Below are 22,223 nucleotides of genomic sequence, written 5' to 3'. Positions count from 1 at the left end.
CTCGACTACACGCCGCCCGAGTCCGGCAGACTGCGGGCATGATGGAATGTCCGGTCCTGTATCTGGTGGTCTGCGCCGCGGGTCCGGCGGAACACATTCACGAGCTGGTCGACCTGCTGATCGCCGACGGATGGCGGGTGTGCCTGATCGTCAGCCCCACCGCCGCGCCGTGGCTCGACCGGGAGGCGTTGCAAGACAAGACCGGCTATCTCGTACGCGTCGAGTGGCGAATGCCCGGCGACCCTGAGCCTCACCCACCAGCTGATGTGGTGCTGGCCGCGCCGGTCACGTTCAACACGATCGCGAAGTGGGCGCTGGGCATCAACAACACCCTGGCGCTCGGCGTTCTCAACGAGTCGCTGGGCGCGGGCCTACCGATCGTTGCCTTTCCGCACGTCAAGGCGGAGTTGGCCGCGCATCCGGCTTACGCCGGTCACCTGGCGGTGCTGCGCGCTGCCGGTGTTGTCGTCGCCGAGGGCAAGGCGTTGGACTCGGCGCACGGGCCGGAGCGGTGGGCCGTGGTCATCGAGGCGCTGCGGATGGTTCGCCCATCCTGAGCAACTGCCGTCTGTTCCCTTGTTTGGCAGTCATTGAAGATATGCGTGGTGCGTATACCAGCTCTCCACGCACCGTGTTCAATGGATAGGCTCGATGAGGCGAGACGGATGGAGCCGCCGGTGACACACGCAAACTGCCCTCGGTGCGGCGGACGACTGGCCCGGGACAACGACAGCGGACGGTGTACGCCCTGCCAGGCCGCCGAACGGGATCGGCTGAGTACGCCGCCGGTGGTTCCGGCGAGCTTTTGGGACCACGAGCCGGTCCGGCGAGGGTTGGCGGAGCGGCATTTGGGGCGGGTGATCAGGGCCTACCGATGCCATCCGTACCACGGACGAGTCGCATTGCCCCAGACCGTGGTGGCGGACTGGCTGGGGATCACGCAGGCGCAGTTGAGTCGGGTGGAGAACGGGCCGCCGCTGGTGCACCTGGACCGGCTGGCACATTGGGCACAGCTTCTCGGGATACCCGCTTCATGCCTCTGGTTCGGTCTTCCTGATCAGCCTTACCGAGCCGACAACTGCGCATCGGACGACACAGCAATCAATCCCCATGCCCACGACCAGACGACTGAGCAGGGCGAACTGCCGGCCATGGCGGTTACCGTGGAGGGGGCATCAACCGGAGGGGGTGGCGCTACGGACCGGCGACGCTTCAATGCAATGGCCGCGCTCGCGGGACTCGCCGCGGCCGGTCACCCATACCTGCTCACGGGCCCTGCCGAGGTGCCCAGGAACATTGGCATGGACCAGGTACGACTGGCCAGTTCGCTGGTTCAAGATTTCCGGCGAGCCGATGCGGCAGCCGGTGCCGACCAGCTCTGCGACGTTGCCGTCCAAGCGCACGCCAGGCTTTCAACTTGGGCGGCGAGGGCGAACTACAGCCGACAAGTCGGCGATGCCCTCCAAAGCGCCCTGGCTGACCTCGGCATCCAGGCCGCGTGGCTCGCTACCGATGCTGAGCGCAGGCCCGAAGCCAGGCCCTACCTTAACGAGGCCATTACTCGTGCCCGCATCGCCGACGACCCTCGTATGGAAGTACAGGCGCTGACACAGCTATCTATGCTGCTCCGCGAAAGTCAGCCCGGCGAGTCGCTGCACTGCGCCGAGGCCGCGCTACGCGTCTCCGCCAGATGGGCGACACCTCGCCTCACCACGCTGTTACATCTCCGGAGGGCGCATACCTACGCCGTGCTCACGGATGCGAGTGGGTTCAGCCGGGAGATGACCAAGGCTCGCCGCGAGTTGGAGCGCGGCCCGCACGAGGATGATCCGGGGTTTGTGGACTTCGTGAACGAGCAAGAAGTGAACGGCATCCAGGGGCTTTCCTACCTCGCGCTGAACAGGCCCGACCGTGCGGCTCAGTCGTTCCGCGCAATCATTGCCAATCCGTCGCCGGGCCATCGACGCAACCAGGTCTACTACACCGTGCACCTCTCTCAAGCGGCGTATCAGCAGGGCGACGTCAACGACGCAGCGCGCATCGCGCTGGACGTCCTGCCCGCGGTGAGCCAGATGAACTCGGGGCGGATTAGCCGGCACCTTGCGCAGGTGCGCTCGAACCTGGCGGTGCCACGGCAGGCGACCGCGGCGACGCGCCAGTTCGTCGACGCCTACGACCAGGCGGTAAGTGGGTGATCGAAGGCTTGCAACTCCGCCATCACAGCGCCGACGAGGCTGAGGTGCTCCTCAATCAGCTCGTAGACCTCTACCTGAAGGTCTACACGGGCCGGGGCGAGTTCTACAACGAGGACTGTTTCCGGCGTCAGCTCGACCTGCACATGCAGCGGGCTGGGTGGGAGCTGGTCACTGCAACGGTAGACGGGGCCTTGGTCGGGTACATCTATGGGTTTCCGCTACCTCCGCAGACGCGTTGGTGGGACGGCATCCACGAGCCGGTGCCGCCCGGGTTCACCGAGGAGGACGGGAAGCGCACCTTCGCGCTCAGCGAGTTGCTGGTGCACTCCGGCTGGCGCCGTCAGGGCATCGCGAGGGCGCTGCATGATGACCTGATGGGCAGCCGGGCAGAGCCCCGAACGACGCTCTTGGCCCGTCCTGACAATTTCGCCGCACAGACCGCGTACCGCTCCTGGGGCTGGAGCAAGATCACCAAGCTCCAGCCGAACTGGGAAAATGCATCAGTCTTCGATGTCTTGGTTCGCAACGCCGCAGGGACCCACACTCATTAAAGTGGCTAACCGGGGTGGTCCAGGAAAGATGCGAGGCGCACGGAAAAAGATTCAGCAATAGATCCGCTGCTGCCATTAACGCTATGCGTTCCCCAAATTCACCTGACAGGTCTCTCAAGTATCGAGGCTAGCGTCCGCCAAGTGCAGCAACCAGGATCACCCCGGCCGCAACGCGCGGATGATTCTGTCCGAGATCCGACACTGAGAACGCCAATGAATACGAACAAGGCAGGACGTAAGGTTCCGTCGGTATCGAGTACAACCGTACAGCGGGTATCGGAATGCTCGATTGCTGGTTATGGTGTCCGGACCGCAGTCGTCGCGACCTTAGGAATGGCGTGGGGATTCTCAAGGAGATGCAGCGGGCGCAGGCTCGCCAGGAGCGCGCCCAAAGGCAGGCTCAAGCCGCCGCATACCGGCACCATCAACACCTTCACCGCGAGGCAGATCGCGCCAGGAAGGCCGCAGAGCGTGCGTCTGCCGCGGATGACCGAGAACGCAAGCGGCTCTACGCGGAGGCGCGCAATGCCGAGGTCGCGGCAAACAACTCAGACCTGCAGGCGCGCATAGACGAGCTCGATGAACTACTGCTGGCCACGCTTAACGTGGACGATCACATTGATTTCCGACGACTTCGCAAATCGGTTAAGCATCCGCCCTTCCAGCCGGGACCTCTCGGCACTCCCCTGCCACCACCGGATTGGCGACGCTTCGAACCGCTTGCTCCGTCGGGCATTGGAAAGCTATTCGGGGGCCAGGCCAAATATCAGCAGCATCTCGCTCAGGCGCAACATGCCTTCGGGCAGGCTCAGGCGCAGCACGCAGCCGCAGAGGCCGATCGGCACCGCCGGCTGGCTATCGCTTACCAGGGATACCAACAGGACTGTGCGAAAATCGAAGCCGAGATTAAGGCGCACAACGCTGAGGTAGATCGCTTCGCGGCCGCAGTGGCTGCCGGAGATCCCGCCGCGGTGGTGGATTACTTCGGGATGGTGCTCGGCAACTCGGTCTACCCCGACGACTTCCCCCAGCACTACCGCTTGGCATACGTGCCCGAATCCCGGCAACTCGTGGTGGAATACCACCTACCGACGTTGGACGTGATTCCAGCTGTGCGGGAATACCGTTACGTCAAAGTGCGCGATGAGATCAGCACTGTGGCGCGCCCAGCGAAGGAAGTCAAGGAACGTTACGCAAGCACCGTGAGCCAAGTGACTCTGCGGACCATCCACGAACTCTTCGAGTCCGACCGCGCAGGACTGGTAGACACGATCGTCTTTAACGGCATCGTCGACACGACCGACCCGCGCACTGGCACTGCTGTTCAGCCCTGCCTCGTGACACTCCGTACGACCCGGCAAGTGTTCACCGCCCTGACTCTACGCAGCGTCGAGCCAGCCGCATGTCTGCAACACCTTAACGCCTCGGTGTCAAAGCGTCCCGAGGCCCTTGCGCCAGTTCGACCGGTGCTTGAGTTCGACATGGTAGACAAGCGATTCATCGATGAGGTTGACGTGCTGGCTGACCTCGACCAGCGACCAAACCTTCTAAGGCTGACGCCGAGCGAGTTCGAGAGCCTTATTCAAAACCTATTCACCAAGATGGGCCTCGACACTAAACAAACGCGCGCGTCACGGGACGGCGGCGTGGATTGCGTGGCCTTCGATCCTCGACCCATTTTTGGCGGCAAGGTCGTCATTCAGGCGAAACGCTACCGCAACACCGTCGACGTTTCTTCTGTCCGCGACCTTTATGGGACCCTACAGAACGAAGGCGCGTCTAAGGGGATCTTGGTGACAACAAGCGGATACGGGCCTGCCTCATACGAGTTCGCCTCCGGCAAGCCACTAGAGCTGATCGACGGCTCGAACCTGCTCTACCTACTCGCCGAGCACGCGGAAGTAAAGGCCCGAATCGATCCAACTGACCTGGACTGATCGATGCCCGGGCCAGCCGGTCAGCCGAGCCAAACCAGGATCTTGCACTTCACTCACATCGAGAACTTGCCGGCCATCCTCGCCGTAGGCCGGCTCTTCGCCGACAGCATGGTGGGTACCAGGTTGGCCACAAACGTGGGTGCCCCCGATATCAAAGCCAGCCGCCGCCGACGAGCCGTCCCATGCCCTCCAGGTGGAGCGGTCGCTGACTACGTGCCCTTCTACTTCGCTCCGCGTTCACCCATGATGTTTCGTATCGCCCGGGAGCATCAGGACGGAACGCAGGGTTGCTACCCAGACGGAGACGATCCACTTGTCTACCTCGTAAGCTCGCTCGAGAAGGTGCATCACGCCCAGTTGAGCTGGGTCGCGAGCGACGGCAACTGCGCCGCAACCTTGACAAGTTTCTCAGGAGTTCTGGACGACCTTGCTGAACTCGTCGACTGGGCGTTGATGGGCGAGCGGATCTGGAGGAACCTGCCGGAAGACCCCGACCGCGTCCGGCGTCGAATGGCCGAGCTGCTGGTCCACCGTGAGTTCCCTCTCGATCTACTGGCGGGCTACGTCGTACGGACGCCGGCGCGACAGGAACAGCTGAGGCAGGTCTTACGGGATGCTGGCATCATCGACGCGTACGTTGATGTCAGACCGAACTGGTACTACGGGTTCCGACGGGGGGAGGCACGCGAATGATCGTCATTGCTCACGGCAACCTGCTGACCGCTGACGTCGAGGCCCTGGTCAACACCGTCAACACCGTGGGTGTGATGGGCAAGGGGATAGCTCTGCAGTTCAAGCGTGCCTACCCGGCGAACTACGCCGCCTACCGGGCAGCCTGCGCTGCCAAAGAGGTCAAATTGGGCGAAATGTTCCTGTTTGATTCGGCTCTCCTAGGTCCAAGACGCTACGTGATCAACTTCCCCACGAAAGGTCACTGGCGCACCAGTTCGAAACTGACGGATATCAAGGACGGCCTCAACGACCTTGTTCGCGTCGTCCGTGACCATCGGATCTCCTCGCTGGCCGTGCCCGCGCTGGGATGCGGTAACGGAGGGCTGGACTGGGAGGAGATCCGGCCACTGATAGAGCGGAGCTTCGCTGACCTACCAGAGGTTCGGGTTCTAATGTTTCCGCCGGAAGGTGCTCCCAACCCCGCGGACATGCCAGTGGCAACGACCAAGCCTCCGCTGACTCCTGGCCGCGCAACCCTCCTCTGCGCCATCGACCGCTACCTCGAACGGGCAGGAGCGCTGGAGCCTCGGGATGGGGTGACCGTGCTGGAGATCCAGAAGATCGCCTACTTCCTTCAGGTTTTGGGGCAGCCGCTCCGACTAAAGTTCAGCCGGGGACGGTATGGACCTTATGCCGATAATCTGAACCAGGTCCTCGACCGACTTGAAGGGCATTACCTGACCGGCTTCGGCGACCGCAGCGCCCGGGTCGAAGACTTCCAGCCAATCCGCCTGACAGCCGGAACGACGGAGGCCGTGTCGGCATGGTTGGAACCGCACGGCTCGCCAACAAGGCCTTCGCTAGAGCGGCTAGCCAGCTTGGTTGAGGGCTTCGAGGCGCCATACAGCCTCGAATTGCTGGCCACCGTGCACTACGCCGCCGAACTGACCCCTCCGACCAACGAACTCGGTGAGTTAATCGAGCGAGTCCAGGCTTGGAGTGGTCGCAAGGCGAGGTTGTTCACCCCAGCACACATTCAGATGGCGTACGAACGCCTGCAGTCAGCAGGATTGCTTCCCGTGCTGGCCAGTGCCTAAATCAATCGTGCCGCGGGTCTACTCCCGGCGCCGTAGCTGATTAGCTGTCAGGATGACGGATCTTGAGCGGGGTATCTACGAGCACCTAATCACCCGTGAGCTGGCCGACCGCCTCCAGCACGTCGACCCCGCCCTGGTCCAACACCACAAACTCGACCCCGCCGACGCCCACCACACCCTCGCCCGCCACATCGCCGCGCTGGCCGCCCGCGCCCTCCAGTCCCTGCCCAACAGCGACGACAAGCTCCACCACCAGGTCGACCTGGCGAACCAAATCGCCGAAGCCATCGCCACGCTGAGCCCAAAGGCGGCGACCCAACAGGACCAGGTAACAGACGCCAAGCACCTGCTTCACGCCATCGCCGCCCCACCAACCCCTCCCGCGTTACCAGCCTTCCCGCAGCGCCCCACCACTCCGCTCTCCACCGGCGCGCTCCTGGTCAACGGCCGCCATCAGCCCCGCATCGGCCACGAGGTCAACCACGAGATGGCGTCAGCCGAGAGCGTCGACCTGCTGTGCGCGTTCATCAAGTGGTACGGCCTGCGCATCGTCGAGCCAGCCATCCGCGAGCTGATCGCCAGGGGCGGCAAGGTCCGCGTCATCACCACCACCTACCTCGGCGCAACCGATCAACGGGCACTCGACCGGCTCGCCGAACTGGGCGCCGAGATCAAGGTGTCGTACGAAACCAGGACCACCCGGCTGCACGCCAAGGCATGGCTGTTCCGCCGGTCCAACGGCACCACCACCGCGTACGTCGGCTCGTCGAACCTGTCGAAGACCGCGCTGGTGGACGGCGTGGAGTGGAACGTCCGCATCTCGAACATGGAGCAGCCGCACGTCATCGACACCTTCACCGCCACGTTCGAGGACTACTGGAACGATCCGGCGTTCGAGACGTACGACAAGGCCAGGGACGCCGAGCGGCTGCGGCACGCGTTGAGTGGTGAGCGCCGCGACGAGGCCCCGACCCAGATTTCGAACCTGGACGTGCGCCCGTACCCGTACCAGGCGGAAATTCTCGCCGACCTGGACGCCGAGCGGCTGGTGCACGGGCGTTGGCGCAACCTCGTGGTGATGGCCACCGGCACCGGCAAGACCGTCGTCGCTGCCCTCGACTACCGCCGGCTACACAAGGCGGGACGAGCAGACTCGCTGCTCTTCGTCGCTCATCAGGAGCAGATCCTGCGGCAGAGCCTCTCGACGTTCCGGCAGGTTATGGGGGACGGCAGTTTCGGCGAGACGCTGGTCGCGGGCGAGAAGCCGAACGGCTGGAAGCACGTCTTCGCCTCCATCCAGTCGCTGCACCGCCGGGAGGTCGACCCCGAGGCGTACGACATGGTGATCGTCGACGAGTTCCACCATGCGGAGGCACCCACGTACGCCCGGCTGTTGGAGCGGCTGCGTCCCCGCGTACTCCTGGGGCTGACGGCGACCCCTGACCGGGCCGACGGCGGCGACGTGCGCCGGTGGTTCGACGGCCGCGCGGCCGTTGAGCTGCACCTGTGGGAGGCGTTGGAGCGGCAGTTGCTGGCGCCGTTCCAGTATTTCGGGCTGCATGACGACGTGGACCTGTCGCACGTCACCTGGAAGCGCGGCCAGGGCTACGACCCGACACAGCTGAACACCATCTACACCGGCAATGATGCTCGGGCGCTGTTGGTACTGCGCGCGGTCCGCGACAAGGTGGACGTCAGGCGCATGCGGGCACTTGGGTTCTGCGTGAGCATCGGGCACGCCGAGTTTATGGCCGCCTGGTTCACGAAGCACGGTGTCGAGGCAGCGGCGGTGACCTCGCGGGCCGGCACCGATCGGGCCGGAATGCTGCGGGACTTCAAGGCCGGCAAGCTTCGGGTGCTCTTCACCGTGGACCTGTTCAACGAGGGCGTTGACCTGCCCATGGTCGACACGATCCTGATGCTGCGGCCCACCGAGAGCGCCACGATCTTCCTGCAACAGCTCGGCCGTGGGCTGCGCCTCGACGACGACAAGCCCTGCCTCACCGTGCTCGACTTCATCGGCGGACAGCACGCCAACTTCCGCTTCGACCTGCGCTGGCGGGCGCTAACCGGCGTGAGCCGGCGGGCGATCACCGAGGCGGTTCGTGACGACTTCCCGAGCCTGCCCAGTGGCTGCCATGTCGAGCTGGACCGGGTGGCGAAGGAGGTGGTGCTCCGCAACCTGGAAAAGGCGATGCCGACGTCGAAGCCCGGCCTGATCGCGGAGCTGCGGCAGCTCGGTGACGTCAGCCTGGCGACGTTCCTCCGGGAGACCGGCCTGGAGATCGAGGACGTGTACCGGTCGGCCAGCATCGGCGGCTGGGCTGGGCTGCGCCGGCTCGCCGGCATCGAGACATCCGCGCCCGGCCCGGACGACCGGGAGCTGGGCCGGGCCATCGGTCGCATGCTGCACACCGACGACGTCGACCGGCTGGAGCTGCTGACTCGGGTTGCGGCCGGACCGCCTGCGCCAGGTCAGCAGGTGTACGCAGGCAACGGCCGACTGCTGGACATGCTGCACTTCAGCCTCTGGGGGCCGAACGCACCCCTAGCCACGCGCGGCGAGCGGCTGGCACGACTGTGGAAGGAGCCGGCGCGCTGCACCGAGTTGCGGCAGGTCGCCGAGGTACTGCGGGATCGCATCCACCGGGTCACACCAACCGCCGGCCCGGGTGCGGTGCCGCTGCGGGTGCACGCTCGATACAGCCGCAACGAGGCGTGCGCCGCCTTCGGAATGCCCAACCCGGGCTCACTCCGCGAGGGGGTGAAGTGGCTGCCCGACGCCCAAGCGGACCTCTTCTTCGTCACCCTGGTCAAGTCGGAGGCGCACTACTCCCCCACCACCATGTACGCCGACCGGGCCATCACCGACACGTTGTTCCAGTGGGAGTCGCAGAGCACCACCTCGGCCACGTCGGCGACCGGGCAGCGCTACACGTCGGGCGGCTCGACCGTGCACCTCTTCGTTCGGGAAACCCGGATCGCCGACCGCGACCTGGGTGCACCGCCGTACCTCTACGCCGGCACCACGACCTACGAGTCGCACACCGGCGACCGGCCCATGCGAGTCCTGTGGAAGCTCCACCACGCCCTACCCGCCGACGTGTACGCCACCGCTCGGACGATCGCCGCCTAGCCTTCTCCGGCCCAGCCCGGTCCGGCTGGCCGGGGTCAGGCAGCGTCCGTGTGTGCGGCGAAGCTAGTTAAGAGGCTCCAGGCACCACGGCTCCTGCCCCGTGGCGAACGAACGCAGGCCGTACGTCACACCCCGCCACTAGCGTGACGAATATGGAACAGCGAATCAGCTTGGTCACCCTCGGCGTGGCGGACGTGGCGCGGGCGAAAGCCTTCTACGAGCAGCTCGGCTGGCACGGCCAGGAGGTCGAGGAGACGGTCTTCTTCCAGGCCGGCGGCCTGGCCCTCGTCCTCTGGGGCCGGGACAAACTGGCCGACGACGCCGGCATCGACGATCCGGGCACCCGCGGCTTCGGTGGGATCACCCTGGCCCAGAACGTCCGCTCGCGAGCGGAGGTCGACGAGGTGATCGCCACAGCTACCAAGGCCGGTGCCGAGGTGACCAAGCCGGCGAGGGAGACGTTCTACGGCGGTTACGCCGGCTATTTCGCCGACCCGGACGGCCACATCTGGGAGATCGCCTGGAACCCCGGCTTCACTCTCGGTCCGGACGGCACCCTGACGGTCCCCGACTTCAGCGCCACGGAATAAGGCGAACAGGCCCCCGGGCAGAAGCGACTCATCCAGAAACGGGCGCTGGAGACGGGCAGAGCAGCGGATCCAGCAACGGAAGCTGTAGGGGGTCAAGGCAGAGCCTCAGCAGTGCGGGATCAGACGAAGGCGTCGGCGAGGCCGTCGCGGTGGGCGGCGTCGAAGGGGCGGCCGTGGGCGAGCCCGTGATGGGGACCGGGCCAGGTGTCGGAGCCGAACTGGCCGATGAGGTCGGGGGGACGGACGGCGTAGCAATCGGCACCGGGGCCGCGACCGGCGGTGCCACAACAGCCGAGGCATTCGGGCGGGACGCCGAGGCCGCTGGCCGAACGGGTGCGGCGGTGCTCGATCCGCCGTTCGGCAGGTCCGGCGTCGGGCGTCCGACCGATCCGGGCCCGACCTTGGGTGCCACCGGCCCGACGGGACGGACCGGAGCAAGGATCTCCCCGGCCCTCAGAACGTCCATGGCGACGATCTCCGCCCGCTGCACAGGAGCGGTCTGCTCCGACCCCAGTGCGTGAGGACCCAGAGCGCCGGGACCTATCGTCGCGAACACGACCGTCGCGACGGCGGCAGCACCGAGCGCTCGGCGGTCGGGGCGTACCGCCGCCAGCGGAGCCTCCTCCGGCCCCACCAACGGCAGCGGTGTGGGCCGAGCATCCTGATGAGCGGCCAGCAGCGCGTCGGCCTGCGCCGTAACGGCAGCGCGATCCCCGGCAGCCGCAGCGACGGCGAGCGCCAGATAGAAGCGGAAGTTCACCACGGCACTGGCCGGGACGAGCAGCCCCGCGAGTCGACTGTGGTCCGGCAGCAGGGTGACCGGCACGTCGGGGTGGTGGGCAGCGCCGACCAGGTCCGCGTACGTCCACTCGCGCCGACGCTCGCTCCCGGCGAACGCCACCCGCCGGCTGGTCACGACAGCCATGCCGATGTCGACGATCCGCAGGCCCGCCGGCATGGCTTCACCCGAAACCTCAGCGAAGTCGCACGGGCCAGTCGTTGGCAGCCCGGGGACGTGCCGCGCCTCGGCCTCGACCAGTTCGGCGCTGGGGACGACGCGGAAGACGAGTTCGTCGTCGTCGAGGTCCACGGGCAGGCCGGTGCGTGGCTGCGTACACCCGAGGAAGCCGGCGGCTTCGATGCGGAGCCGGACCAAATGGTCGTTGCGGCGCAGCCAGGCGTCGATGGCGTCGCGGTACGCGCGCTGCCGCCGCTCGTTCTCGCGCTCGGCCCAGGCGGTCCGCCAGGGGGAGCGTGCCAGTGAGGTCACGGTCACACGTGGTACAACCGCTCACGTACGTGACAGGGAACGCTCCAAGGATCGATGCATCCCTTTGTTCCCGAAAGGAGAGATTTGACGGACGCCCAGGCTGTGGCCGCGTCGGGGCGTGCCCTTCGGACTCGATATCGGCTGGACTAAATATAGAGCTGCATGGAAGGCTGTGCTCCGTCATTGATCAACTACGGGGAGCGGAGCCGCATGGCCGACCACAGACGTACTCGATATTTCAGCAGGTCACTCCGCGCGACGGCACTGGCCGTCGCGCTCGTCCTGCCGGTCACCCTGATCAGCGCGCCGCCTGCCCAGGCCGCGGTCACCCAGGCGGTGACCGAGGCCCAACTTCCGGCCTGCGCCGACCCGTCCGTGCCGGAGGACATCAACCACGCCTCCATCCGGCTCGAAGGACCGACAGCCGGGTCTGAGGTCGCGGTCGACGCTAACGGCAAGATCGCGATCAGCGGCTACCTGCACAAGCAGGCCACGATGGTGGACGTCTCGATCGAGAAGACGACCTCGTCCAGCTTCACCTTCGGTCCGCCGCCGCCCGGCGTCACGAACTGGTCCGCCTCCTGGACCACCAGCATGCGCCCGCCGCACCTGGGCCCGGTTCAGGTCTGCTCCCGCGCACAGCGTGAACCCGGCCGGTACGCGAAGATCCTGCGCGGCATCACCGTGGTGGACCTGATCCCGCCGAGCAACGTTCCGAGCCTGACGGTCGGCACGATCACGGCGACCAGCGCCAAGGTGACCTGGGGCGCGGCCACCGACAACTACGGCCTCGCCGGATACGAGGTCAAGGTCGACGGCGGCACGGCGCACCGGACCACCGTCGGCACCCGCTCGTACTCGATCACGGACCTACAGCCGTCCAGCAACCACACGGTCTCCGTGGTCGCCATCGACCTGGCCGGCAACCGGTCCACGACGGCCGCCACGACGTCCTTCACGACGGACGCGTTGCCGCCGCCGCCGGACGTCGACGCCGGTCTGACCCTGGACCCGGACGAGGGCGGCGCCACGGCCAGCTGGCACCCGGACCCCGCCAAGGAGGCGAGCTACCGCGCCTACCTGGACGGCGAGATCTACGACCAGTTCTCCGTGGAGCAGCTCTGCGTGGACGGCAACGGCAACGCGGCCAACCCGTGCACGGTCGACAGCGTCATCACGTTCCCCATCGAGCCGCTTGAGGAATACACCCCGTACGCGTTCCGGGTCGAGGCGCTGCGCGCCGACGGCACGGTGGCGCGGGAGCTCGCCGGTGACTTCACCACGATGATCCATGTGGACGAGGTGTCGCCGGCGACCACGCAGACGACCGCCAGCGAAACGTCGCAGTGCGCGGGCGCCGGTGGCGACTTCTACATCGCGGCCAGCGCACGCTCCACGGTGCCGGTGCCCGCCGGCAGCACGGAGGTCTTCCTCGGCTGCTACCGGGCGTCGAACAGCAGTTGCCTCGACGCCTTCCTGCCGCCGTCCGGCGAGAAACTGCTCGACTGCGCGGACAACATCACCGACATGCTCTTCGCGGTGGCCCCGTCCGGCCGCGGTCCGGTGATCTCCTCGGTGGACGCACCGCAGGCTCGCCTGCTGGTGCCGAGCCCGGTGGCGCCGATCGCCTGGTGTGCCAGCGGAGCATGCGCGACGTTGCTGGCTCCCATCGCGGAGACGGTGGAGGTCGTCGCGATCGCTCCGGCCGCGGCCGCCGGCATCTCGTGGATCGTCGTTGGCGCCGCCGGCATCGGCATCGGTCTCGTGCTGGGCGTCCTGCTCGCCATCCTGTTCCCCAGCACGATCGGCGTGAACGGCCTCATCGAGTACCCGATCGAGCACGACGTCGACTTCGACACGTTCGACAACTGGGGCCTGGACGAGGGTGAGTGGTACAACAGCCTGAAGGTCTACGCCGAGGTCATCAAGACCACGAAGCTGGTGGCCGACCAGCGGGATCTCGACTTCGCGTGGGACTCCAGCGAGGATTCGCGACTCAAGCGGATCATCGACGCGGCGTGCACGGCCCAACGCGGCACCCAGGGCAAGGCCGGGTGTGACGACAACGTCATCGTCTACGTCCCCGGCGCCAAGAACTACCGGGGCGACGACATGACCGAGACCGGCAAGCACATCGTGGCCGCGATGGGTGACGGCGGGTTCCCGCAGCCGCCGACCCGGGCGGTGTGGTTCTACCCGGCGCGCAGCGTGAACGGTCAGGCCGCGACGTCCAGGGGCTATTCGCGCGGTTGGTTCAACACCGCGCAGTTCCAACCGAACGCATGCGACGTGCGGGTGCCCGGGCAGACCTGCGACGAGTTCCCGTTCTGGGCGACGGACCAGGCGGTCAACCTGACCGGCCAGGTCGCCGACCTCAAGCTGGTGCCGACGACGGAGTCGCTGCCGCAGGCCAGAGACATCAGCTCGTTCTACGGCAAGTGCAAGGTGACCAACGAAACCAAGTTCGTCGTGTTGCCGGTGAAGCCGTGGGTCGAGGCCGGCGGCCCGAGCTTCGCCTTCAAGGTCAGCGGGGGCGGGGCTAGCCTCTGCATGACCCCCAAGGCCCCGTAGCCGAGGAGCTTCCTGATGCTCGATGACATGCGCGTGCTGCGCGACGCGGTGCGGGAGTACCGCGTCGTGGCGACGGCTGCCGGCCTCGACTGGCCCGACCAGGGCGAGTCGCCGGCCGGGCAGCCGCCGGACGTGGTCCACCGGATCTTCGGGGTGGATCACGTCGCGGAGCAGCTGACCTGGTTGCAGTCGCAACGATGGCCCGACCGGCAGTTGCTGCCCAACGTCGGATGGCGGATGCCATGGCCGGAGGGCGGGGACGCGCTGGACTATCTGGGGCTGTCGATCGGCACGCCGTTCCCCTGGCGGCAGCAAATGCCCCTGTTCCACTTCGATGCCGTCCTCTACACGTTCGTCCTCGCGGGCGAGCACGAGGGTGAGATCTGGCGCTACGAGATCTCGCCCGACGCCTGGGATTCGGTTCGTGCCGCCACCAGCCTGGCCACGCTGTTCGACCAGTGGACCAGGGGAATCGCCGCCGGTGTGGTCGTCTACGACGCGGACAGCAAGTGGCTTCTGGTCGACGACGTGGGCTCCGCTCCTGGACTCGACCCGTTGGCCTTCCCGGTGGCCCCGATCGAGGAGACGCTGCTGCGAGCACGGCAGCGCGAGTGCGGGGTGAACATGGCCATCGTCGAAGACGGCTTCGAACATATCGAGGAGTTGTCCGAAGCCATCGACGCCGCCAAGGCGTCGCTCGGCGCGTAGCCCGGGTGCCGGCGGCTGCTGCGGTGACAACCGCAACAGCCGCCGGCCACGCCGGGTGCTGTTCAGCGAGCAGTGCCCCGACTACGGGCGCAGTGAGGTGAAAAACTGCCTCAGCTCACCGGCGAGCAGATCCGGCTCCTCCAACGGCATGAAGTGCCCGCCTCGGCCCGGTTCGCTCCAGTGCCGGATGTCGGTGCAGGCCCGCTCGGCGATCGAGCGGGGGAAGTTGGCCTGCGAGGGTTCGGTGCTCACCGTGAACGCGGCGGGCACGGTGATCATGGGCCGTGGGGTGTTGTGGTCGAAGTCGACATACTGCCGGAACGACGAGCCGATCGTCTCGGTCGCCCAGTACAGCGTGATGATCGTGAGCAGGGTGTCCCGGTCGATGCTGTTCGCCAGGTCCCCGTGGTTGTCGCTCCAGTCCCGGTACTTGTCGACGATCCAGGCCGCCAACCCGGCCGGTGAGTCGGCGAGCGCCGCCGCGAGGGTGTCCGGGCGGGTGCCCATGATGGCGCTGTAGCCGCCGTCGGTCTCGTCGTACGCGGCTTCGGCGTCCAGGTAGGCCTGCTCGGCCGGGGACAGGGGTCCGTCGTCGAAGCTGGCCGGGAACGGTGGATGGATCATGTGGATGCCGGCCACCTGCTCCGGGTACAGGGCACCGAGCCAGCCGGTGACCACCCCGCCGACGTCGCCGCCGAAGGCGCCATAGCGCTCGTATCCGAGCACGTCGGTCATCAGCTCGTGCAGCGTCCGAGCGAGGACCGCCCGGGTCACCGGCTCGTCCGGGACTTCCGAGAAGCCGAAGCCGGGCAGCGAGGGCACCACCACGTCGAACGCGCCGCCCGGCCGATCGGGGTCGGTCAACCGGTCGACCAGCGGCAGCATCTCGACGAAGCTGCTGGGCCAGCCGTGGCTGAGGATCAACGGCAACGGCGCGGGCGCGCCCGCCGGGCGCGCGGCCCGGACATGCAGGAAGTGCAGCTTCCGGCCACCAACGAGGGCCAGATGCTGGGGGTACGCGTTGAGCTGCGCCTCACGGGCACGCCAGTCGAACCCGTCGTGCCAGTAGGACACCAGGTCGCGCAGGTAGTCCGGGTCGACGCCGCCCTGCCACGGCTGGTCGCCGCTACGGGTGGTGAAGCGGGTACGGGCCAGTCGGGCCCGCAGGTCGTCGAGGACCGCATCGGGTACGTCGATGCGGAAGGAAGAGTGGGACATTGGTCCTCCGATAAGGAGGGCGCTCCCCGACGCGAGAGGTCAGCTGAGGGGGACGGCCGAGAGGAGCGCCCAGGAATGACGTTGGGTGGTCACCGGGCTCACCTCCTCTCAATGGCTGACGAAGATCACCTTACACGGGACCGCGCCGCCACCGGCATGAAGTGGCGGCGCGGGCGTAGTCGGATCAGGCCGGCGGCGCGTCCTCCGGCACTTCGAAGACCTTGCGGACATCCACCTCGACGTCGCCGATCGTGTCGGCGAAAACCTCGGTGAACCGCCGTCCCCACTCCACCGCCTCCTCCTGGGAGCGCACGTCCAGCAGGGCGAACCCGGCGATCAGTTCCTTGGTCTCGGCGAACGGCCCGTCGGTGACGGTGGTCTTCCCACCGGTCACGGTGATCCGGGTGGCGCCCTTGGAGGTCTCGCACAGCCCTTCCGCGGCGAGCAACACCCCGGCTTGCGCCACCTCCTTCATGAAGCCCTCCATCCGGGCGATGAACTCGGGGCTCGGGTTGAACGCCTCGGGGCGGGTCTCGTCGAGCTTGTGCATCAGCATGAAACGCATCGGTGTGGTCCTCTCGTGATCGGTGAGCAGCGGTCAGCGGGTGAGCGGTCGAGTGCAGAGCGCCGTGAGCCAGCCGAACGTGGGGACGCAGGCAAGCGCCATCCGCACGCTGAGGGTGTCCTGGTCGGGCCAGGCCAGGATCGCAACGACGGCCAGCGCGCAGCCGAGGGAGAACGTCGCCCAACCGCGCTGCCCGGCACGCCACCACGTACGGGCGAAGACCAGGCAGGCGATGGGCAGCGAGCCGAACGCCAGCCCAGCGCCGACGCCGTGACCGACGGCGTGCCAGCTCAGCGTGTCCGGGGTGCCCTCCGGCGCACCGGCCGGCCAGCCCATGCTGGGATCGGAGATCAGCACCCCGGCAATGACCAGGCCGAGGCCGTGCACGGCGATCAGCGCGGGCCCCCACGTGCCGCCCGGCTCGCCGCCGAGCGCCCGGCGCAGCCCGACCGCGCCGGCCACAGCGAGCAGCCCGGTCAGCACGAAGTTGGCGATCTGGATCCAGCCCAGGTCGCCTAGCGCCAGCAGGCTGAGCGGCTGCCGGCTCAGATCGAACCCGTCCCGGGTGAGAATCTGGGCCGCCGCCACCACCCCGAACAGCGGGCCGGCGAGGACCCCGCCGGCCAACAGCGCCCTGGTCGTCGTACGCCGAGAGTCGACGCCCGCCACCCCGGACCCTGCGCTCATCGCGTTCGTCGTCGTCATGTCGATCTCCTCGTCTCTGCCGGCCGGCCGCCGGTCCCACCTGCCGGTGCGAGCCGGCTGTGCACTGACGCGTCGAGCGGCACGCGCGGGATACGACATGACGATGGGAGCTTTTTCAGCGGGTCGGCGCGACGCCTCGGGCGCAGTCGGCGGCCCGGGCGAGCAGCAGCGCGCGCTCGCGTTCGTTGCCGGTGAGCTGGGCTGCCCGGTCGAACTCGGCCCGGGCCTCGTCGTAGCGGCCCAGCTTTCCCAACAGGTCCCCGAGCACGCTGGGCAGCAGGTGGTAGCCGGCCAGTGCCGGCTCGTCGGCCAACGCCCGGGCCAGGTCCAGGCCCGCGGCCGGGCCGTCGGCGAAGGAGACCGCGACGGCCCGGTTCAGCTCCACGACCGGCGACGGCACGACCCGGGCCAGCTCCGCGTAGCCGGCCGCGATCCGCGCCCAGTCCGTCTCGTGCGGGGTACGCGCCCGCGCGTGACAGGACGCGATCTCCGCCTGGAGGGTGTACGGCCCGGGTGGGACGTCGGCGGCTCGGGCCCGGTCGAGCGCCGCCAGGCCCCGGCGGATCAGCATCTGGTCCCACCGTCCGCGGTCCTGTTCCATGAGCAGGATCGGCTCGCCGGTGGGGTCGACCCGGGCGGCGGTGCGGGAGGCCTGGATCTCGAGCAGCGCGGCGAGCCCGTGCACCTCCGGTTCGTCGGGCATCAGCCCCTGGAGGACGCGGGCCAGGCGCAGCGCGTCCGCGCAGAGGGCCGGACGCATCCAGTCATCGCCGGCGGTCGCTGAGTAGCCCTCGTTGAAGATCAGATAGATCACCTCCAGCACGGAGGCGAGCCGTTCGCCGCGCTCCTCGACGCCGGGCACCTCGAACGGCACCTTCGCCTCGGCCAGTGTCTTCTTGGCCCGGGTGATCCGCTGCGCGACGGTCGTCTCGGGCACCAGGAACGCCCGGGCGATCTCCTCGGTCTTGAGCCCGCCGAGCATCCGCAGGGTCAGCGCCGCCCGTGCCTGCGGCGACAACACCGGGTGGCAGGCGGTGAAGACGAGGCGCAGCAGATCGTCCTCGATCTTCTCCTCGAAGGCGGCGTCGAAGTCGGGGGTGAACTGGTCGTCGCCGAGGTCGCGCCCGAGGTCGGCGACCCGGCGTTCCAGCAGGCTGCGGCGGCGCAGCGCGTCGATCGCCCGCCGCTTGCCGACCGTGGTCAGCCACGCGCCCGGGTTGGCCGGTACCCCGTCGCGCGGCCACTGTTCGAGGGCGGCCACCAGCGCATCCTGCGCCAACTCCTCGGCCCAGCCGACGTCACGCACCAGGCCGGCCAGGGCAGCGATCACCCGTCCGGACTCGATCCGCCAGACCGCCTCGACGGTGCGGTGCACCTGCTCGTCCCCCATGACCGCCCATCACAGCAGGCCGGCGCGGTTGGGACAAGAACGTCAGCCGGCCCCTCGGCGGTGCGGCATCGGGTCCGGCAGCGGGCCTCGGGCCGGAAACCGCGACGGGGTACGCGGCGGGTACGCCTCGCAGTGCTCGGCCCAGTGCTCGGCGGCGGTGGCGAGGGCGTCCGCGGAGACGGTGAGGATCAGTGGGTAGATGGCGGTCGACGGGCGGCGCATCCACGGTGGCAGCGACTCGGCGGTGAACTCCACGGTCAGCTCCAACCGGCGACGGCGGAGCATCCGGGTCCGCAGGGCCAGGTTGGGTTCGCTGAAGCGGACCAGCGCCGGTGGTGAGCTCGGCCCGAGGGCTGCGGTGGCCTGCCCGTGCAGCCAGCCGCCGAGCGCGCGGGCTTCCTCGACCATCAGGCTCGGGTAGTGATGCGACCAGGTTTGACCGTCGGCGGTGCGGGCGTCCACCTCGATGAGCAGCCAGTCGTGCCAGCCGGGCGCGGCTCGGCCCGGGTCGTCGGGCGGGTCGATGCCGGGCTGGTAGCCGACGGGGCGTATCCGCACCCGCGCGCCATCGTCAGACCGGATCTCCACTCGATCATTCTGGCCGACCGAAGCAGACGTTAACCCCCAAACCGGTCACTTCCAGATGGTTCGCCGCACGCCTCGGTGCTCAGCGCAGGCGTTGGACCGGCCGCCGGTCAGGCTGACCGAGCCGTCGCGGCACTGCACGAGGTAACCCCGACCAGCCCAGAACTGCGGCACACAGTCGAACCAGTCGCACACCTCGGTAGCCGGCCGGCGGATCCGCGTACCGCCACAGAAGTCGTACCCCAGGGGGTTTTCCGGGGCGCCACAGCGCGGGTCCCGGGTCGTGCTGGGCGACGGGCGTGGCGACTTCGTCGGCTTCGGCGGGGTGCTCCGCGCGGGCGCCGGGGCCGCCGGGTGAATCAGCGCGGGCACCACGCTGGGGGTGGGCGCCGGAGTGGCGGCGACGGCGACCTCCGGGCCGCCGGTCGGGTCGGACGGATCCGACTCGATCAGCGCCGCCGGCACCAGGAGCGCGATGGCGGCGGCCACCGCGAGGGTCCGCCGACCACCGGGGACGAACGAGGAGAGCCGGGCCTGCCCGGGGGTGGCCACGGCCGGCCGGAACGGCTTGAGCTGCGCATGCTCGGCGATCAGCTCGTCGAGTTGGGCGAGCACCGCGGCGCGCTGTTCGATCGCGTCGGCGAAGGCCAGGGTGAGCTTGAACCGGAAGTCCGACGCCGCCTTGGCGGGCAGCAGCAACCCGGAGGTCCGCCGCCGGTCCAGCACCTGGATCAGGGTGACCGGTGTCGCCGGGTCATGGGCCAGACCGGTCATTCGGCCGTACGCCCAGTCGCGCCGGCCGCGTCCGCCGAGCAGCACCAGCCGACGGCTGGTGATCACGGCCATGCCGGCGTCGGTGACTCGTACGCCGTCCGGGCGGCGCGGGCGCAGCGGCCCGGTCTGCGCGGCGACCGTGAGGTCCGGCGCGGGCAGCACGGTGGTGTGGCGCACCTCGACCAGTTGCGCTGCGGGCAGCGCCCAGAGCACGACCTCGTCGGCGGCCAACTCCAGCGGTAGGCCGGTCCCAGCCGCCGCGGAGCCCTGGAAGTCGGCGGCGAGAGCGCGTAGCCGCCGTAACTCGTCGTCGCGTCGCCGCCATGCCGTATCAGCGCCGCGGTACGTGCTGAGCCGCCGCACGTTCTGCCGGTGCGCCCACCGGTACCGCCATGTGGAACCCGTCGAATCAGTCTTTGCCACGCCGACTCCTTCGCCGCGCAGGCCACCAATCTGGGGGTGTCACCCGGTTTAACAGGTGCGGCGCGGCGCGCGGACACGCCGGAACGGGCAAATTACCCGATCGGCGGAGCAAACCGCACGATAGGCCGATACTGCTGCGTCGATTCATCCGGCCCGGAGTGCCGCCTTCGCGCGTGTCATGCGGGGAGGTCGCTGTCTCGGTAACGTCAGCCGCAGCCGGGTGGCGATGCCGCCGCACCGCCGTTCGAAGGGGGTGAGGGTCGTGCCACAGGACACCCGGCCCGCCGTGGTCATCGGCGTCGACATCGGCACCACCAGCACCAAGGCCGTCGCGTACGACACCAATGGGCGGGAGCTCGGCAGCTACTCGGTCGGCTACCCGCTGGACGACCCGCAGCCCGGGTACGCCGAACAGGACCCGCAACTCATCCTGGAGGCGGTGCTCAAGTCGATCAGCATGGTCGTGGCCGAGCTGATCGAGCCGGTGGCCGGGCTGTCGTTCAGCTCGGCCATGCACAGCGTGATCGGGCTGGACCCGGCCGGCAACCCGCTCACACCGTCGGTGACCTGGGCCGACTCGCGCGCAACCCGACAGGCCGAGCGGTTGCGGGCGGTGCCGTCCGGGCTGGCCCTGCACCGGCGCACCGGCACGCCGATGCACCCGATGTCGCCGCTGCCCAAGCTGCTCTGGTTCGCCGAGCAGGAGCCGAAGCTCTTCGAGAGCGTCGCGCACTGGGTGAGCATCAAGGACTGGGTGCTGCTGCGGCTCTGCGAGGCGCTGGTCACCGACCACTCGATCGCCTCGGCCACCGGCCTGATGGACATCCACACGCTGGAGTGGGACAGCGAGGCGCTGACCATCGCCGGCATCACCGAGGAGCAACTCCCCCAACTGGTCGCCACCACCGCCGTACTGCCCGGCCTCACCCCGCAGGCCGCGGCCGAGACGGGCCTGCCGCAACGCACCCCGGTGGTGGTCGGCGCCGGCGACGGCCCACTGGCGAACCTGGGCCTGGGCGCGGTGCACCCCGGCATGGTGGCCTGCTCGATCGGCACCAGCGGCGCCATGCGCGTCATGGTGGAGCGGCCCGGCGTGGACCCGCTCGGCGGGGTGTTCTGCTACGCGCTGACCGAGCACCGCTGGGTGGTCGGCGGCGCGATCAACAACGGCGGCATCGTCCTCAAGTGGGCCGGTGAGGCGCTCGCTCCGGATCTCGGCGAGCACTCCGAGGAGGAGCTGGTCGCTCTCGCCGCACGCGCGCCGGCTGGCTCGGGCGGGCTCATCATGCTGCCGTACCTGCACAGCGAACGGGCGCCACACTGGAGCGCGCTGCCGCGCGGCGCGTACGTGGGGTTGACAAACGGGCACCGCCGCGAGCATCTGATTCGAGCCGCACTGGAGGGGGTCTGCCAGCAGCTCGCGCTGGTGCTCAGCTCGGTGCGCGCGGCCGGCAACGAGGTCCGCGAGATCCGGGCAGGCGGCGGCTTCGCCCGCAGCGGGCTGTGGCGGCAGATGCTCTCCGACGTGCTCGGCCTGCCGGTGAGCTTCCCGGCCGCGCACGAGGGGTCGAGCTTCGGCGCTGCGCTGCTCGGCATGCAGGCGCTCGGGCTGATCCCCAGCATCGACGTCGCGGCCGACCTCGTGCGGATCGAGGAGACGGTCCGCCCCGACCCGGCCGCCGCCGCCACGTACGCGGCGCTGCTGCCGCTCTTCGCCGAGCTGTACGACGCGCTGGTGCCCACCTTCACCTCGATGCGCCGGTTGGCACCCGGCCTGCCCGCGGAATCCGAGCCATCAGCAGGTCCACCGATGTGACCCTTCGGCCGGCCCACCAA

18 protein-coding genes are annotated in these 22,223 nt (G+C 68.4%); 11 read left to right on the top strand and 7 right to left on the bottom strand.

The genetic code is table 11. The features are described from left to right. Positions 1–38: 38 nt before the first annotated feature. From ABZT18_RS26845 to ABZT18_RS26810, 8 genes are all read left to right on the top strand, one after another. Positions 39–557, top strand: coding sequence for a flavoprotein (locus ABZT18_RS26845; protein ID WP_355252795.1), 519 nt, complete (start codon positions 39–41; stop codon positions 555–557). A 345-nt stretch (positions 558–902) separates the two neighbouring features. Next, complete coding sequence (locus ABZT18_RS26840; protein ID WP_355252792.1) at positions 903–2,195, top strand: hypothetical protein; 1,293 nt, start codon at positions 903–905, stop codon at positions 2,193–2,195. Next, positions 2,192–2,746, top strand: a complete 555-nt coding sequence (locus tag ABZT18_RS26835) for a GNAT family N-acetyltransferase (protein ID WP_355252789.1) — start codon at positions 2,192–2,194, stop codon at positions 2,744–2,746. Before ABZT18_RS26840 ends, ABZT18_RS26835 begins: the two co-directional genes overlap by 4 nt. Before the next feature lie 338 nt (positions 2,747–3,084). Then, entirely contained in the window at positions 3,085–4,683 is a 1,599-nt protein-coding gene (locus ABZT18_RS26830; RefSeq protein WP_355252786.1) for a restriction endonuclease, read from the top strand. 3 nt (positions 4,684–4,686) lie between these two features. Next, positions 4,687–5,376 carry a DUF4433 domain-containing protein gene (locus ABZT18_RS26825; protein ID WP_355252783.1) on the top strand — a complete coding sequence of 230 codons (690 nt, stop codon included), beginning with the start codon at positions 4,687–4,689 and terminating at the stop codon, positions 5,374–5,376. Further along, entirely contained in the window at positions 5,373–6,452 is a 1,080-nt protein-coding gene (locus ABZT18_RS26820) for a macro domain-containing protein (protein ID WP_355252780.1), read from the top strand. Before ABZT18_RS26825 ends, ABZT18_RS26820 begins: the two co-directional genes overlap by 4 nt. 52 nt (positions 6,453–6,504) lie before the next feature. After that, positions 6,505–9,588: a DUF3427 domain-containing protein gene (locus tag ABZT18_RS26815; protein ID WP_355252777.1), complete on the top strand. Its 3,084-nt coding sequence runs from the start codon at positions 6,505–6,507 to the stop codon at positions 9,586–9,588. 152 nt (positions 9,589–9,740) lie between these two features. Next, positions 9,741–10,178: a VOC family protein gene (locus ABZT18_RS26810; RefSeq protein ID WP_355252774.1), complete on the top strand. Its 438-nt coding sequence runs from the start codon at positions 9,741–9,743 to the stop codon at positions 10,176–10,178. A gap of 28 nt (positions 10,179–10,206) precedes the next feature. Here ABZT18_RS26810 and ABZT18_RS26805 read toward each other — a convergent pair whose 3' ends face one another. Then, the gene (locus tag ABZT18_RS26805) at positions 10,207–11,448 is read right to left on the bottom strand and encodes a hypothetical protein (protein WP_355252771.1); all 1,242 of its coding nucleotides are present in this window, start codon (positions 11,446–11,448) and stop codon (positions 10,207–10,209) included. A 210-nt stretch (positions 11,449–11,658) separates the two neighbouring features. Here ABZT18_RS26805 and ABZT18_RS26800 point away from each other — a divergent pair, with 210 nt between their 5' ends. Both ABZT18_RS26800 and ABZT18_RS26795 read left to right on the top strand, forming a co-directional pair. Continuing rightward, positions 11,659–14,019: a fibronectin type III domain-containing protein gene (locus tag ABZT18_RS26800; RefSeq protein WP_355252769.1), complete on the top strand. Its 2,361-nt coding sequence runs from the start codon at positions 11,659–11,661 to the stop codon at positions 14,017–14,019. A 15-nt stretch (positions 14,020–14,034) separates the two neighbouring features. Beyond that, positions 14,035–14,727 carry a hypothetical protein gene (locus tag ABZT18_RS26795; RefSeq protein WP_355252766.1) on the top strand — a complete coding sequence of 231 codons (693 nt, stop codon included), beginning with the start codon at positions 14,035–14,037 and terminating at the stop codon, positions 14,725–14,727. An 81-nt stretch (positions 14,728–14,808) separates the two neighbouring features. On the opposite strand, the gene ABZT18_RS26790 is transcribed toward ABZT18_RS26795, so the two are convergent. The 6 genes from ABZT18_RS26790 to ABZT18_RS26765 all read right to left on the bottom strand — a co-directional run bounded on the left by ABZT18_RS26790 (position 14,809) and on the right by ABZT18_RS26765 (position 20,387). Next, positions 14,809–15,945: an epoxide hydrolase family protein gene (locus ABZT18_RS26790; RefSeq protein ID WP_355252763.1), complete on the bottom strand. Its 1,137-nt coding sequence runs from the start codon at positions 15,943–15,945 to the stop codon at positions 14,809–14,811. Between the two features lie 184 nt (positions 15,946–16,129). After that, positions 16,130–16,510 (bottom strand): YciI family protein, encoded by a 381-nt coding sequence (locus ABZT18_RS26785; protein ID WP_354996267.1) that lies wholly within the window; start codon positions 16,508–16,510, stop codon positions 16,130–16,132. Positions 16,511–16,543: 33 nt separating this feature from the next. Further along, positions 16,544–17,215 carry a DUF998 domain-containing protein gene (locus ABZT18_RS26780; protein WP_354996266.1) on the bottom strand — a complete coding sequence of 224 codons (672 nt, stop codon included), beginning with the start codon at positions 17,213–17,215 and terminating at the stop codon, positions 16,544–16,546. A gap of 115 nt (positions 17,216–17,330) precedes the next feature. Beyond that, a complete protein-coding gene (locus tag ABZT18_RS26775; protein ID WP_355252760.1) occupies positions 17,331–18,605 on the bottom strand; it encodes an RNA polymerase sigma factor in 1,275 nt (424 codons plus the stop codon). Positions 18,606–18,647: 42 nt separating this feature from the next. Beyond that, complete coding sequence (locus ABZT18_RS26770; protein WP_354996264.1) at positions 18,648–19,193, bottom strand: hypothetical protein; 546 nt, start codon at positions 19,191–19,193, stop codon at positions 18,648–18,650. A gap of 45 nt (positions 19,194–19,238) precedes the next feature. Then, positions 19,239–20,387 carry a hypothetical protein gene (locus ABZT18_RS26765; protein ID WP_355252757.1) on the bottom strand — a complete coding sequence of 383 codons (1,149 nt, stop codon included), beginning with the start codon at positions 20,385–20,387 and terminating at the stop codon, positions 19,239–19,241. A 262-nt stretch (positions 20,388–20,649) separates the two neighbouring features. Between ABZT18_RS26765 and ABZT18_RS26760 the strand changes: the two genes are divergently transcribed. Continuing rightward, positions 20,650–22,203 carry a gluconokinase gene (locus ABZT18_RS26760; RefSeq protein ID WP_354996262.1) on the top strand — a complete coding sequence of 518 codons (1,554 nt, stop codon included), beginning with the start codon at positions 20,650–20,652 and terminating at the stop codon, positions 22,201–22,203. Positions 22,204–22,223: the final 20 nt, after the last annotated feature.

This window comes from Micromonospora sp. NPDC005291, assembly GCF_040607415.1.
Classification (GTDB): domain Bacteria; phylum Actinomycetota; class Actinomycetes; order Mycobacteriales; family Micromonosporaceae; genus Micromonospora.
This window is presented reverse-complemented; position numbering and strand designations above follow the sequence as displayed.

Bases quoted from the DNA above. Each gene is read 5' to 3' on its own strand.
- ABZT18_RS26825 (WP_355252783.1), top strand. From the start codon at position 4,687: ATGCCCGGGCCAGCCGGTCAGCCGAGCCAAACCAGGATCTTGCACTTC.
- ABZT18_RS26780 (WP_354996266.1), bottom strand. From the start codon at position 17,215: ATGACGACGACGAACGCGATGAGCGCAGGGTCCGGGGTGGCGGGCGTC.
- ABZT18_RS26845 (WP_355252795.1), top strand. From the start codon at position 39: ATGATGGAATGTCCGGTCCTGTATCTGGTGGTCTGCGCCGCGGGTCCG.
- ABZT18_RS26775 (WP_355252760.1), bottom strand. From the start codon at position 18,605: ATGGGGGACGAGCAGGTGCACCGCACCGTCGAGGCGGTCTGGCGGATC.
- ABZT18_RS26820 (WP_355252780.1), top strand. From the start codon at position 5,373: ATGATCGTCATTGCTCACGGCAACCTGCTGACCGCTGACGTCGAGGCC.
- ABZT18_RS26810 (WP_355252774.1), top strand. From the start codon at position 9,741: ATGGAACAGCGAATCAGCTTGGTCACCCTCGGCGTGGCGGACGTGGCG.
- ABZT18_RS26800 (WP_355252769.1), top strand. From the start codon at position 11,659: ATGGCCGACCACAGACGTACTCGATATTTCAGCAGGTCACTCCGCGCG.
- ABZT18_RS26795 (WP_355252766.1), top strand. From the start codon at position 14,035: ATGCTCGATGACATGCGCGTGCTGCGCGACGCGGTGCGGGAGTACCGC.
- ABZT18_RS26785 (WP_354996267.1), bottom strand. From the start codon at position 16,510: ATGCGTTTCATGCTGATGCACAAGCTCGACGAGACCCGCCCCGAGGCG.
- ABZT18_RS26815 (WP_355252777.1), top strand. From the start codon at position 6,505: ATGACGGATCTTGAGCGGGGTATCTACGAGCACCTAATCACCCGTGAG.
- ABZT18_RS26790 (WP_355252763.1), bottom strand. From the start codon at position 15,945: ATGTCCCACTCTTCCTTCCGCATCGACGTACCCGATGCGGTCCTCGAC.